Raw genomic sequence first — 13,494 nt, 5'->3', positions numbered from 1 at the left:
CTGGCGCAAGGTGAGCAGTGGGAAGAGAGACAGTAGATGTTGAAAGGCTTGGGTATCCATGATGGTGGCCCTCAGGGGGATGACCTATTTCAAGGTTAGCCTTTCAACACGTAATTGGGACAGCGCCAATAAAAACCGGGCGCCTTGGTGAGAGGCGCCCGGTTTGGCGTGTCGAACTGCTAGCTGCTTGTTACTGGAGAACCAGCACCATCAGCAGGCCGACCGTGATGGCAGATACCAGGAAGGCGAAGCCATAGAACACATAGTGGTGCAGCTTGGTGGTGTGGATCCCAAGGTCATGCAGGCCGTGGTAGATACGGTGCATGCCGTGCCAGATCGGCAGGGCGATGATCACCAGCAGGATGCAGGCACCCCACCAGGAGCTGGCGAAGGCGTGTACGCGCTCAAAGCTCATGGTCTCCACGTCCATGATGCCCATGGGCACCAGCAGACCGGTAATGAGGACAATCACCGGCAGCAGCATGGCGACCACCATGCCACCGGCACCAAAGAGTCCCCAGTAAATGGGTTCGTCAGAACGTCTCATCATTTATCTCCTCAAGCCACGATGATCAGGATCAGCAGGGATACCACCGCCAGTGCCACGTATTGGGCGATGACAATCGGCTTCTCCGGCACTAGGTCTTCACCGCGGAAGATGCGCATGGCCTTGGGCGCCAGGGCGAACCAGGTCTTGGCGTGGAACAGGCAGGCTGCCAGCGCGATGACGTGGAACAGGATGGCGATTGGACTCTGCAGGGATTCCAGCCAGCCGTTGAACGCTTCCTGACCCTGGACCAGGCGCATCAGCCCCCACATCAGCACCACGGCGTAGATGGAGACGAAGATACTGGTGCCTTCGCGGATCATGTAACCGGTGTAGAAGGCGTTCTTCAGCCACCAGTCTTTCTTCATTTCGCGCACGTAGGGCTTACGTTTGCTATTGGTGTTGTTCATGGTCTCACTCCTGGTCTCAATCCGGCTTGAACATGGCGATCATGTAGTCCTTGGCGCTCTCGACCTTGCCAAGCTGGATGGCGGCGGCCGGATCCACGCCCTTGGGACAGACGTCGGAACAGTAGCCCACGAAGGTACAGCCCCAGACGCCTTCGTCCTGGCTGAGGATCTTCATCCGCTCTTTGGACGCGCCATCGCGGTTGTCGGCGTTGTAGCGATAGGCCAGTGCCAGGGCCGCAGGACCGGTGAACTTCTTGTTGATGCCGTACTGCGGGCAGGCGGCGTAGCACAGACCACAGTTGATGCACATGGAGAACTGGTGATACTTCGCCATGTCAGCCGGGGTCTGGATGTACTCGCCATCGCACAGGTTGCGCGGCTCAGACGGGATGATGTAGGGCTTGATGCTCTCCAGCTTCTCGATGAAGTCGGACATGTCGACCACCAGATCGCGCTCGATCGGGAAGTTGTTGAGCGGCTCGATCTTCATCTTGCCCGGCAGGTAGTCCCGCAGGAAGGTCTTGCAGCCCAGCTTGGGAATGCCGTTGACCATCATGCCGCAGGAACCGCAGATCGCCATCCGGCAGGACCAGCGGAAGCTCAGGGTGGAGTCCAGCTGATCCTTGATGTACTGCAGCGCGTCCAGCAGGGACATCTCTTTCAGGTAAGGAACCTGGAAGGTCTGCATCCAGGGCTCGTTGTCCTGCTCCGGTCGGTAGCGCAGGATCTCAATTTCGATCATCTCAGCCATTCTTCTTAGCCTCGTCTTGTTTCTCACCCTCGGAACCGTACACACGTTTTGCCGGTTGGGATTTAGTGATCTTCACATCGGAGTAATCGATGGTCGGGACGCCTTCCTGGTTGTAGAAGGAGAGGGTGTGCTTGAGGAAGTTCACGTCGTCGCGATCCTCGTAACCGTCCAGACGCTGGTGGGAACCACGAGACTCTTTGCGGTTGATGGCGGAGTGCGCCATGGCTTCGGCCACGTCCAGCATGTAGCCCAGTTCGATGGCGTACAGCAGATCGGTGTTGAAGACGGAGGACTTGTCGTTGATCTTGACCTTCTTGTAACGGGCTTTCAGCTCGTTGATCTTGTCGATGGTGCCCTGCATCAGCTCTTCGGTACGGTAGATACCGACCCCGGCTTCCATGGACATGCCCAACTCATTGCGGATATCGGCCGGGTTTTCGGTGCCGTCGATGTCGAGCAAGGAGAGGTGCTGCTTGATCAAGGCCTCGGCCTTGGCGGCCAGGGCGGCGGTGTCGCCGTGGGCCTGGGTCTTGGCGAATTCACCGGCGTGTTCACCGGCCACCTTGCCAAAGACCACGATCTCGGACAGGGAGTTGGAGCCCAGACGGTTCGCGCCGTGCAGACCGACGGAGGCACACTCGCCGAGGGCATACAGACCCGGCATGCGAGTGGCGCACTGGCCGTTGGTCTCGATGCCCCCCATGGTGTAGTGGGCGGTCGGACGGACCGGGATCGGCTCCTTGACCGGATCCACACCCACGTAGGCCTTGGCCAGCTCGCAGATGAAGGGCAGACGCTCCTTGAGGTACTTCTCGCCCAGATGGCGCAGGTCGAGGTGAACCACGTCGCCCATGGGGCCCTGGATCACGCGGCCTTTCTGCTGCTCTTGCCAGAATGCCTGGGAGAGGCGGTCGCGGGGACCCAGCTCCATGTGTTTGTTCTTCGGCTGGCCGACCGGGGTTTCCGGGCCCAAGCCATAGTCTTGCAGGTAGCGGTAGCCATCCTTGTTGAGCAGGATGCCACCCTCACCACGACAACCTTCGGTCATCAGGATGCCGGTGCCCGGCAGGCCGGTCGGGTGATACTGGACGAATTCCATGTCACGCAGGGGCACACCGTGGCGGTAGGCCAGCGCCATGCCGTCACCGGTGACGATGCCACCGTTGGTGTTGTAGCGATACACGCGACCGGCGCCACCGGTGGCCAGAATGACGGACTTGGCCTGGATGAAGCGGGTGATGCCGTTCTGGATGTCGAAGGTCAGGACGCCTTGTACGCGGCCATCTTCCACGATCAAGTCCATGCAGAAGTGCTCGTCGAAGCGCTTGATGCTCGGGTACTTGATGGAGGTCTGGAACAGGGTGTGCAGGATGTGGAAACCGGACTTGTCGGCCGCGAACCAGGTGCGGGGGATCTTCATCCCGCCGAAGGCGCGTACGTTGGCCTTGCCATCCGGCTTGCGGCTCCAGGGGCAACCCCAGTGCTCGAGCTGGACCATCTCCTTGGTGGCGTTGTTGACGAAGTAGTCCACCACGTCTTGCTCGCACAACCAGTCGCCACCGGACACGGTGTCGTTGAAGTGGTTTTCGAGGGAGTCATCATCACGGACGACGCCGGCGGCGCCACCTTCTGCGGCCACTGTGTGGCTGCGCATCGGGTAAACCTTGGAGATCAGGGCGATCTCCAGCTCAGGGTGGGCCTCTGCTATGGCGATAGCGGCACGCAGGCCACCACCACCGGCACCGATGATGGCGACATCGGTCTTGATAATATCCACATCTGCCTCCTTAGGGATAGATTTGCTGGGCACGATTTTGCTCGATTAAAAAAATTCAGGCTTGATGCAAGTCAAACTGGTTTGTTTTAGTGCGTGGCAATGGTGGTTTTTACTGTAACCACCCCATTCCTTGGATAAAAACGCCGTCATTATCGCCATCCATCAGTCATCCGGATCAGCCATTAACATTGCTATGGTTATTTTAACCCCAAGATTATATGTAGTTTTCTTTCAAAAAAATGAGAAATGCCTCTCTTTTTAGGTATTACCCATAAAGTTTTTAAGTTTTTTATCAAAAATATTTAATAATAATTATTCTCATGCCTTTTGCACGTAAAAAGACTTCAAAAAAGTAATGCGAATATAGTGGAGTTGAGGCACGAATAGGCTGTATGTGACCTGAATGGAGAGGGGTGTCACAAAAATGACCGGGGTGGTCATCTGGTAATAACTACTGAAACAAAAGGGTTTTTACGAAAAAAAGGGGCCTGGATGGCCCCTTGGCTTGAATGATCTCAGATGCGGAACATGCCCACCTGATTGTTCAGCTCACCTGAAATATTTTTGAGTTGAGCCGACAGATTGCGAGAGCTGTCGGCATCCACCGCCAGCTCGTCGGAGACGTCCTTGACCGCCTGGATGTTGCGGCTGACCTCGTCGGTCACCGCCCGCTGCTCCTCGGCGGCGCTGGAGATCTGGGTCGCCATGTCGGAGATCTGATTGATGGAGGTGGTGATCTGCTCCAACGCCTGAGTGGCATCGTTCGCATCTTCCACGCTGTTCTGGGCCAGCAGTTGGCCCTCGTGCATGGTGCTGACGGCGCCCTGGGTGTTGCGTTGCAGGGTTTCGATCATGCTGCGGATCTCGACGGTGGAGCTGTGGGTGCGTTGGGACAGCACCCGCACCTCGTCGGCCACCACCGCGAAGCCGCGGCCCTGTTCACCGGCCCGGGCGGCCTCGATGGCGGCGTTCAGCGCCAGCAGGTTGGTCTGCTCGGCGATGCCCTGGATGGTGGAGAGGATGGTGTTGATCTCCTGGGCGTTCTTCTCCAGCTCCTGGATGATGCCGGAGGCCTGCTTGACCTGGGTGGCGAGATCCGTGATGGAGCGCTGGTTGCGGGCGATCACCTGCTTGCCGTGCTCACAGCTGCTGGAGGAGCTGCGGGCCGCATCCGCGGTCTGCTCGGCGTTGCTGGCCACCTCCACCGCGGTGGCGGACATCTCGTGCACCGCTGTGGCGATCTGGGAGATCTCGTTCTGCTGGCGCGCCAGACCCTGGTTGGACTTCTCCGCCATGTCGTGGGACGACCTGGCCTGCTGGTTCAGCTGCCCGGAGGAGTTGGAGATGTCCTGTACCATCACGTGGATCCGCTCGATGAAGGTGTTGACGTGTCTGGCGACCGTGCCCACCTCGTCTTCCCGCTCGATCTTGATGCGGCGGGTCAGGTCGCCGTTGCCGCGGGAGAGATCGGCAATCGCCTCGCCGAGGGTCTTCAGCGGTGCCAGGGAGCTGTTGATGGCGACGTAGGAGAAGCCCGCGACGATGAGAATGGTGAGCAGCGCCTGCAGCAGGGCGGAGCTGACCATGCGGGACACCGACTGATAGGCAACCGCCTCGTCCACCACTATGCCGAAGTACCAGTTGGTGTTGGGGATCTCGGTGAGATCGAACACGCTGGCCTTGCCGCTGATCTCCATCTCGGAGATGGTGTTGTCATGGGCCAGTTCGTTGACCTTGGCCGCCGTCAGCTCGGGGGAGAGGGCGGTGGCGGGCTTGAGGGTCAGCGCCTTGTCCGGGTGGGCTATGATGGTGCCGTTGCTGTCCACCAGGATGGCGTAGGTGCCCTCGGAGTTCATGGCCAGCACGTCGCGCACCAGCCCCTCGATGGAGACGTCACCGGCGATCACCCCCTGGGTGTTGCCACGGCTGAAGGGCTCGGCGATGGTGATGATGAGGTTGCCCGACGCGGCATCGGCGTAGGGGGCCGTGATGGCGAGCTTGCCCGCCGCCATGGCGTCCTTGTACCAGGGACGCTGGCGCGGATCATAGCCGGCCGGCAGGCTGGTCTGCTTGCTCTGGATCATCCGGCCATCCTGGGTGCCCACGTAGACCAGATCGAAGTTGCCCGCGTTCATGGACTGGGCCAGGTGGCTGATGGGCTCATCCTCCTTGGCGAAGGCCTCCTTGGTGGAGCTCACCATGCTGATGCGGGCGTCCAGCCAGCGGGAGATCCCCTTCACGTTGGAGGCCGAGCTGTCGTCGATGAAGCTCCAGATCAGCCGCTGGGTTTCGCTGCGCAGCTGGGAGGTGTTGTACCAGACCTGCAGGCCGGTGATGACCAGGATGATGGCCCCGATGGCGAGGACCAGCTTGTTCTTGATGGATAGATTCATGTGTACATCCTTGTGAGCGTCAATCTGAGATCTGGGTGTGGTCTGTTATTGTTATGAGCCAATGTTGTATCGGCTTGAATTGCACTTTATGTATCCCGATGCGCACTTATTTTTCCGTTTTTTTCACCTTCTTATAGTCCGCCAAGGCGCGTCAATACTCAGCTGAATCGATCTGGCCGGTTGGTAAAGATACCATCGACACCCATGGCTGCGAGTGTGTCTCTGTCACTCGGCTCATCGACCGTATAGACCAAGACTCTCAACCCTCGCCGGTGGGCATCCGCCACCAGCCCGGCATCGACGAAGTCCACATCGCAGTTGAGTGACCAGGCCCCCAGCTGCTCGGCAAAGCGGGCATGTTGCAACGGCAGGTTGGCGGTCAGGGCGCCAAGGCGCAGCTCGGGCCGTAACCGGGCGAAGCGTGCCAGCTCGGGATGATGGAACGAAGAGACAACCCACTGGGCCGGGGTGAAACCGAGCTCGCGCTCTGCCCGCCGGGTCAGGGCCGCCACCGGCTCGGCGGTATGGGCTCCCTTGAGCTCGATGTGCAGCTCGCAGCGCCCCGCAATCAGGGTCATCACCTGCCACAGGGTCGGAATATGTTCCCCTTCGCCCGCATCCAGTCTTGCTAGATAGGCGCGAGATTGCTGGGCGAGCACGCCGTGGCCATCGGTGCAGCGCTCCAGCCGCCGATCGTGGAATACCCAGAGCTCGCCGTCTGCTTGCTGCACGTCGAGCTCGATGGCGCTTACCCCGAGTTCGATGGCCAGCGCCATCGCCTTGAGGGTGTTTTCCGGCGCCAGCCCGCTGGCGCCGCGATGGGCAATTATCTGCATGCTGTGTTCCTCTCTCATCTACCGGGGCTAGCCCCGGCTCATTCTGATATCGATCTGCTGGTGCGGCAGATGCATGCCCAGTCGATGCAGCTTCTCCAGGATCAACGAGTGGACCTCATGGGTGATCGGCATGCTGTGATCCAGCTCATCCCCGGCTCATCCTGATATCGATCTGCTGGTGCGGCAGATGCATGCCTATGTTGTGCAGCTTCTCCAGGATCAACGAATGGACTTCATGGGTGCACGATGGACATGGGGTGATCCCGCTCATCCGCGGCTCATCCTGATATCGATCTGCTGGTGCGGCAGATGCATGCCCAGTCGATGCAGCTTCTCCAGGATCAACGAGTGGACCTCATGGGTGATCGGCATGCGGTGATCCATGTTGTTCACGTAGAGGCGGATCTCGTAGATGAGCGCCGAGTCGGTGAACTCGACCAGGAATACCTCGGGAGTCGGGGTATCCAGCACCAGGCTGGACTCCTGCACACACTGCTCCAGCAACTGCTGCACTCGCTTGGGTTCCTGAGTCAGGCCGATGCGGATGCGCAGCTTGACCCGGGTGATGGCATCGGACAGGGACCAGTTGATGAACTGCTCGGTGATGAAGGCCTTGTTGGGGACGATGATCTCCTTCCTGTCCCAGTCGACTATGGTGGTGGCGCGGGTCTTGATCTTGGTGACTGTGCCGGTCAGATCGCGGATGGTGACGGTGTCGCCGAGCCGGATCGGCTTCTCGAACAGGATGATGAGGCCGGAGACGAAGTTCGCGAAGATCTCCTGCAGGCCGAAGCCGAGGCCCACCGACAGCGCCGCCACCAGCCACTGGGTCTTGGACCAGTCGATGCCGAGCATGGAGAAGCCGGTGAGGGCGCCTATCAGGATCACCATATATTTGCTGACGGTGGTCAGCGCGAAGCCGGTACCGGGGGAGAGGCTCAGATGCTGGAGCAGGGTGAGCTCCATCAGCCCCGGCAGGCTGCGGGCGGTGACCACGGTCAGGATGAAGGCGAAGGCGGTCAGCATCAGATCCTGCAGGGTAATGGCGGAGAGCTGCTCTATGCCGGCCACCTTGCTGCTCACCTGCCACACCTCGATGCTGCTGAGGAAGCTGAAGGCCGAGTTGAGATCCGACCATTGCACCACCACCAGCATGGTGAAGCCCAGCATCAGCAGGGTGCGCACCAGCCCCAGCGACTGGGCGCTGATGGTGTCCAGATCCAGCTCGGGCTCCTCCACCACGTCCGGGATCTCTGAGCTGAGATCGTCCTCGTCCCGTTCCCGCTGGGCCAGGATCTCGGCCCGCTTGCTCTTGGCGCGATCGAAGGCGAGGCGGCGGCGCTGGATCAGCATCCAGCGATGGGCCAAGTAATAGACAAGCAGGCAGCCGAGCCCCAGTAGCAGGCTCAGCTCCAGCTGGCGCAGCAGGGTGCGGGAGGTATAGAAGTAGCCGAACAGGGAGCCCAGCACCGCCAGCAGGGGAGCCAGCATCAGGCTGTTCCAGATGAAGTGGTGCAGCAAATGGGGCTTGGTCATGTCGGCCTGACCCCAGGTCAGCGGCAGCTTCTCCCGGTTGAGGCGGGCGAAGAACAGCAGCAGCCAGAGCGCCCCGACGATGAAGGCCAGCCGGCCGAGGGAGTCGTAGAAGGCGTGCTCCTGATAGCTGTTGGCCATGCCCTGCACGAAGAAGCTCGGGATCAGCACCAGCAGCAGGGTGCGGAACTGGCCCCACACCCGCTGCACCGGCTCTTTCGGCCAGCGAAAATGCAGGATCAGGATCCCCTTCTCCAGGGTCAGATGGCGGGCGACCAGCAGCGCCAGCAGCAGAAACCAGATCTCGCCAAGGCCCCGGGCCACTGCCACCGCGAACGGATATTGCCAGGCGCCGTCCAGCAGGCCGCGCATCATCAGCACCATGGCGGGCAGCGGCAGGGCGGCGAGCAGGGAGCGCACCAGCAGCCGGCTGGTGAGGCTGAACTTGTCCTGGGTCACCTTGCCGATGCGCGGGGCTATGTACTGGCTGTACTGCACCAGGTGGCGCCCCAGCTTGGCCCAGCACCAGGCCAGCACCAGCAGGCCGAGCCCGGCCAGGGTGAGGTTCATGGGGTTGTTTTCCACGATGGCCCTGGGCAGTTGCAACCAGTTGGCGGGATCGATCAGCAGGCTCAGCGCGGTGGGCACCCCGAGCAGCACGGTCGGGGTGAGCGGGCGCACATCCGGCATCCAGAACAGGTGGCTGGCGCTGATGTCACGGATCTCGTCGATCTTGCTGTTCTGGCGGCTGTAGAGCAGCTTGAGCCGGGTCTGCTCCTGGATCAGGGTGTCGGAGGCGTCGTTGAGCCGGGTCAGCAGTTGCCGTCTGGCCTTGAGCAGGTTGTCGAGCACCGCCTGCTGGGCGCGATCCAGGGTGATGTCATCGCCGCTGAGCAGGTTGTTGCGGATCTGGTCGGGATCCTTGAGGGCATCCTGCTCTGTCTCGTACTGGTACTTCGCCATGCGCGCCTTGACGATGGCGGACTCCAGCTTCTCCAGCGGGAAGTAGTTGGGCAGATCGGCCAGCTTGCTGCGCAGGTTCTCGCCATAGGCGTTGCTGATCTGCAGCCATTCCAGCTGCTCGCGCACCGAGTTGACCAGATCGTTGAGCCCGGACAGGGACTTGTCGATGTCCCGCTGTTCGTCCTGCACCCGTTCGATCTGCTCCTCCAGGGCGCCGAGTTGCAGGGAGAGCGCCTGATTCTGCTGTTGCTGCTCCTGCAGCAGGGGCAGATCCGAGGTGAGCTGCCGGCGCAGCCGCTCGCTTTCCGCCAGCGCCTGCTCCGTCTTCTCCCGCCGCAGCAGGTTCTGTTGCGTCAGCAGGCTGTTCTGCCACTCGTCCTCATCGGTGATGGCGAGGTTGAGCTCCTGCAGCTTCAGCTTGCCGAGATCGTTGCGCTGCTGGGCGGAGAGCTGCTCCAGCTCCAGCATCTGGATCCGGTCAGACAGGCTCTGCTCCTTGAGGCGGGTGGCCAGTTGATGGGCCTCCTGCAGGCGATCCGACTCGTTGCTGAAACTCAGGCGATCGAGCTGGGCGCGGGTCTGCAGCAGCTGCTTGCGCAGCTCGTCGACCCGCAGGTGATACTCCTGGCCCGTGCTCTCCAGCTGATTGAGGCCATCCATCACCGCCTGGCGCTCCTTGCGCAGGTTGATCTGGCGGTTGCTGCTCAGGCTGATGGCCTGGCGCAGTGCCTCCTCCTTGAGGGAGGAGAGGGGCGGGCGGGACTGGGGCTGATAGTTGTGCAGGCTCTCCTTGAGGCGGGCCGACTCCTTGGGGTAGTCGATGAGGATCTGCTGGTAGACCTTGCCCTGCTCCCGGTAGCGCTGGGCATCCCGGGCGTATTGCAGCGCCTGCTGGTAGCTCTCCCGCAGTTGCTGGTTCTCCGGAATGTCGGTTTTGGGCACGCTCTGCAGCAGCTCTTCAACTTGAGTGATGGCGTCATCGGCCTGAGCGAGAGAGGGGAAGAGGCTGACGAAGATCAGCAGACAGAGCAGGCGTTGCAACATGGCGCACGTTTCCGTTCATGAAAAGTCGCCTTAGCCTAAAGCAGGGGCCAGGGCGGGTAAAGCCTTCCAGGTTAATGATTCACAACATAAATGACGGGTGATCAGGGCCTTGTTTGGCTATTATCCCGCTCGTTTCTCCTGTTGCAGAGTATCTTATGTCCTCCCTCGATTTGGGCACTGCGCCCCTCTCTCGCCTCTTCCTGCGTTATGTCACCCCGACGGTGGCGGCCATGCTGGTCACCGGGGTCTATGTGACCATAGACGGTATCTTCGTCGGCCATATCCTGGGTCAGGATGGCCTGGCCGGCATGATGCTGGCCTACCCCATCTGCGCCGTGCTCTATGCGGTGGGAGCGCTGATCGGCATGGGCTCCTCGTCGCTGGCCTCCTTCTACCTCGGCAAGGGGGAGCAGGGGAAGGCGCGTCACATCGTCGGCAACGCGCTGGTGATGGTGCTCATCGCCTCGGCCGTGCTCGCCTTTATCGGCATTAATTACGGCGATTCAATGCTGGCCTGGATGGGGGCCGAGGGGGAGATCTTCGACGCAGGACTCGCCTATCTGCAGTGGTATGCCTGGCTCGGGACCTTCGCCGTGCTCTCCATGGCGTTCACCGCCCTGCTGCGCAACGACGGACGACCCGGCCTCACCACCTGGATCCTGGTGGGCGGCGGCGTGCTCAACGTGCTGCTCGACTACCTGCTGATGGCGGTGATCCCCTGGGGGCTGGCGGGGGCCGCCATCGCCACCATGCTCTCCCAGGCGGTGACCGGGGGTCTCTGCCTGTGGCACTTCTTCACCCCGCGCAGCCAGTTGCGCATTCGCTGGGATACCCTGGTGCCGGACTGGCGGCTGATGGGGGAGACGCTGCGACTCGGGGTGTCGAGCTTCCTGATGTACCTCTACCTGTCGGTGGTGCTGGCGCTGCACAACAAGGCGCTGCTGTCGGTGGGGACCTCGTTGCACGTGGCCGCCTACGGGGTGATCAGCTACAGCGAGGCCTTCTTCTACCTCATCTTCGAGGGGATCGCCATGGGTATCCAGCCCATCGCCAGCTTCAACGCCGGGGCGGGCAACTGGCAGCGGGTGCTGCGGGTACGCAATCTGGCGTTAGGAGTGACTATGGTGGTGGCACTGTGCGGCATGATCCCGCTCTATCTGTGGCCAGAGGCAGTGGTTTATCTGTTTGCAGGGGACAACGCGGCTCTGCTGCCGGTGGCGACTCTCGGCATCTGGCTCTACTTCTGGGGCCTGCCGATGGAGGGCCTGCTGCTGGTGGGGGCGACCTACTTCCAGGCCATCAACCGGGCTCGTATCGCCTCTTTGCTCACCGGCGGCAAGCTGGTACTGATCGGCGGCTTCCTGTGGGGTTTCTCTTCCCTGTGGGGGGTGGCCGGGGTCTGGCTGGCGCTGCCGATCTGCAGCACTGTGCTGGTATTGGTGATGTGGCGGGCCATGCGCAAGGAGGTGGGGCTGCATGCCGGCGCGAGCTGAATATGATTGCCACCGGCCCCTGGGTGACGGATGTGAAAAAAGAAGAGGCAGCCCAGGCTGCCTCTTCTTTTTTATGACGTGAGCCAGCTCAGGGCTTGAAGGCCCCGATAAAGATGGCGGGATCGACGCGAGCATCGTTGAGGCTGACGTTCCAGTGCATGTGGGGGCCGGTGGCGCGGCCGGTGGCGCCGACCCGGCCGACGATGCCGCCACGGGGCAGGCTCTGACCCAGTTTCACGTCGACCTTCGACATGTGGCAGAACATGCTGATCAGCCCCTGACCGTGATCGACGAACACCGTATTGCCATTGAAGAAGTAGTTGCCGATCAGGATCACCTTGCCTGCGGCCGGCGCCTTGATCGGGGTGCCGGCACCGACCGCGAAGTCGAGGCCGGAGTGGGGGTTGCGTTCCTCGCCATTGAAGAAGCGGCGCAGGCCGAAGGGGCTGGAGAGCGGGCCGTTGACCGGTTTGTCGAACAGCAGGTTGCTGGGCTGGGTGGGGCTGAAGGTCTGATAGGCCTGGGTCTGTTCCGCCAGCTCGCGGTTGATGCGTGTCATGTCTTCGGCCAGCGGGTTGACCTGGCGGCCGTTCTTCAACTTGATGTGTTGCTCGCGGTAGTGCTTCTCCCCGACCTGGAAGCTGAGGCGGCGGCCATCGTTCAACACCAGCTGATGGGGGCCAGCCGCACTCTTGAGCGGGATGCCGACGATGGCTATCCAGCGACGACCCTCCTCACGCACGACCAGCACCGGCTTGTCTTGATAACGTGCGCTGGGCGCCTCTGGCCCGTCCCCCAGTGCTACTACGGCGACGCCACCCGGGACGGGGTGATTGAGCAGCCGACTGATGAAACCGGGCTCGGCATAGAGATGAGTGCTACCCAGCAGCAGGACGAGAAAGAACAGTCGACGCATTACGACTCCATCGAATAACAAGGGGATGAGATAAAGGGGAAAATGATGCCACATTCCTGCCGGGCTGTCCGTCACCTTGGACAAGGACGCCGGCCAAAGATGTTGCCCGGCACTGAGCAAGCTTAACAACTCTGTGCTATTTACTAATGTGTCACTAAATGTTGGTTGTTGAATGAAACCCATTGTGACAGAAGGGATATAAGCGCTGGCAGGGAAAATGGCGGTCGCTGGCGGCACCCAGGGTAAATGGAGGTTGTGATGAAGACGAACGCTCTCTTAATGCTCGCACTCGCCATGGGCGGGCTGGTATCGGTCCCCGTTGCCGCCTTCAACGGCACCATTACCATCAATGGGGAAGTGACTGCCGGCACCTGTGCCATCGCCGTCAATGGCGGCACCGCATCGGCCACCGTGACCCTGCCCACCGTCAGCACCAATGCGTTGACCAGCATAGGCCAGACCGCGGGGGCGACGGGTTTCAATCTGGCGCTGACCGGCTGCCCAGTAACGGGATCGGTACGGGCCTACTTCGAGAATGTCGGGGTGGCCCAGGCCACGGGCAACCTGACCAACAAGGCCGTGGCCGCGGGTGGCAAAAATCCGGCCCAGAATGTGGAGGTACAGATCCTCTCGGCCAACAGCAGTCCCATCGACCTTCGCACCAACACCAACAACTCCCTGGTCAATTTCAGCGGCACCGGGACGGCCACCCTCTACTACAGCGCCCAGTATGTCGCCACGGGAGCCGTCGGTGCCGGTCTGGTCTCGGCGGATCTTATCTATTCGCTGGATTATCACTGAGAGCCGTCCCATGAGGCGGCTCGGTAGTTG

Annotated in this window: 10 protein-coding genes; 2 read left to right on the top strand and 8 right to left on the bottom strand. The window is 61.2% G+C overall.

Translation table 11 applies throughout. The annotated features are described in order from the left end of the window. Positions 1-190: 190 nt before the first annotated feature. The 7 genes from frdD to mscM all read right to left on the bottom strand — a co-directional run bounded on the left by frdD (position 191) and on the right by mscM (position 10,254). On the bottom strand, positions 191-547 hold the full coding sequence (gene frdD / locus MM194_RS06555; RefSeq protein ID WP_033130989.1) for a fumarate reductase subunit FrdD: 357 nt from the start codon (positions 545-547) through the stop codon (positions 191-193). An 11-nt stretch (positions 548-558) separates the two neighbouring features. Continuing rightward, the gene (locus MM194_RS06550) at positions 559-957 is read right to left on the bottom strand and encodes a fumarate reductase (RefSeq protein ID WP_033130990.1); all 399 of its coding nucleotides are present in this window, start codon (positions 955-957) and stop codon (positions 559-561) included. Positions 958-973: 16 nt separating this feature from the next. Then, positions 974-1,708 carry a succinate dehydrogenase/fumarate reductase iron-sulfur subunit gene (locus MM194_RS06545; protein ID WP_033130991.1) on the bottom strand — a complete coding sequence of 245 codons (735 nt, stop codon included), beginning with the start codon at positions 1,706-1,708 and terminating at the stop codon, positions 974-976. Beyond that, positions 1,701-3,485 (bottom strand): fumarate reductase (quinol) flavoprotein subunit, encoded by a 1,785-nt coding sequence (frdA, locus tag MM194_RS06540; protein WP_033130992.1) that lies wholly within the window; start codon positions 3,483-3,485, stop codon positions 1,701-1,703. The genes MM194_RS06545 and frdA overlap by 8 nt, the downstream gene beginning before the upstream one ends. Before the next feature lie 515 nt (positions 3,486-4,000). Further along, positions 4,001-5,878: a methyl-accepting chemotaxis protein gene (locus MM194_RS06535; protein ID WP_241343081.1), complete on the bottom strand. Its 1,878-nt coding sequence runs from the start codon at positions 5,876-5,878 to the stop codon at positions 4,001-4,003. A gap of 158 nt (positions 5,879-6,036) precedes the next feature. Continuing rightward, complete coding sequence (locus MM194_RS06530; protein ID WP_241343080.1) at positions 6,037-6,714, bottom strand: glycerophosphodiester phosphodiesterase; 678 nt, start codon at positions 6,712-6,714, stop codon at positions 6,037-6,039. A 267-nt stretch (positions 6,715-6,981) separates the two neighbouring features. Then, positions 6,982-10,254 carry a miniconductance mechanosensitive channel MscM gene (mscM, locus tag MM194_RS06525; RefSeq protein WP_241343079.1) on the bottom strand — a complete coding sequence of 1,091 codons (3,273 nt, stop codon included), beginning with the start codon at positions 10,252-10,254 and terminating at the stop codon, positions 6,982-6,984. Between the two features lie 155 nt (positions 10,255-10,409). Here mscM and MM194_RS06520 point away from each other — a divergent pair, with 155 nt between their 5' ends. Continuing rightward, the gene (locus MM194_RS06520) at positions 10,410-11,747 is read left to right on the top strand and encodes an MATE family efflux transporter (protein ID WP_241343078.1); all 1,338 of its coding nucleotides are present in this window, start codon (positions 10,410-10,412) and stop codon (positions 11,745-11,747) included. 88 nt (positions 11,748-11,835) lie between these two features. Here the strand turns inward: MM194_RS06520 and MM194_RS06515 are convergent, their stop codons facing one another. Then, positions 11,836-12,663 carry a M23 family metallopeptidase gene (locus MM194_RS06515; RefSeq protein ID WP_241343077.1) on the bottom strand — a complete coding sequence of 276 codons (828 nt, stop codon included), beginning with the start codon at positions 12,661-12,663 and terminating at the stop codon, positions 11,836-11,838. 258 nt (positions 12,664-12,921) lie between these two features. On the opposite strand from MM194_RS06515, the gene MM194_RS06510 reads away from it, so the two are divergent. After that, positions 12,922-13,464, top strand: a complete 543-nt coding sequence (locus MM194_RS06510; RefSeq protein ID WP_033130997.1) for a fimbrial protein — start codon at positions 12,922-12,924, stop codon at positions 13,462-13,464. The last annotated feature ends 30 nt before the right edge of the window (positions 13,465-13,494 follow it).

It is taken from the genome of Aeromonas sp. MR16, assembly GCF_022549315.1.
Classification (GTDB): domain Bacteria; phylum Pseudomonadota; class Gammaproteobacteria; order Enterobacterales; family Aeromonadaceae; genus Aeromonas; species Aeromonas aquatica.
This window is presented reverse-complemented; position numbering and strand designations above follow the sequence as displayed.

What these genes read in the sequence shown, in the direction of transcription:
- frdD (WP_033130989.1), bottom strand. Translation starts at nt 547, where the DNA reads ATGAGACGTTCTGACGAACCCATTTACTGGGGACTCTTTGGTGCCGGT.
- MM194_RS06550 (WP_033130990.1), bottom strand. Translation starts at nt 957, where the DNA reads ATGAACAACACCAATAGCAAACGTAAGCCCTACGTGCGCGAAATGAAG.
- MM194_RS06545 (WP_033130991.1), bottom strand. Translation starts at nt 1,708, where the DNA reads ATGGCTGAGATGATCGAAATTGAGATCCTGCGCTACCGACCGGAGCAG.
- MM194_RS06535 (WP_241343081.1), bottom strand. Translation starts at nt 5,878, where the DNA reads ATGAATCTATCCATCAAGAACAAGCTGGTCCTCGCCATCGGGGCCATC.
- MM194_RS06530 (WP_241343080.1), bottom strand. Translation starts at nt 6,714, where the DNA reads ATGCAGATAATTGCCCATCGCGGCGCCAGCGGGCTGGCGCCGGAAAAC.
- mscM (WP_241343079.1), bottom strand. Translation starts at nt 10,254, where the DNA reads ATGTTGCAACGCCTGCTCTGTCTGCTGATCTTCGTCAGCCTCTTCCCC.
- MM194_RS06520 (WP_241343078.1), top strand. Translation starts at nt 10,410, where the DNA reads ATGTCCTCCCTCGATTTGGGCACTGCGCCCCTCTCTCGCCTCTTCCTG.
- MM194_RS06515 (WP_241343077.1), bottom strand. Translation starts at nt 12,663, where the DNA reads ATGCGTCGACTGTTCTTTCTCGTCCTGCTGCTGGGTAGCACTCATCTC.
- MM194_RS06510 (WP_033130997.1), top strand. Translation starts at nt 12,922, where the DNA reads ATGAAGACGAACGCTCTCTTAATGCTCGCACTCGCCATGGGCGGGCTG.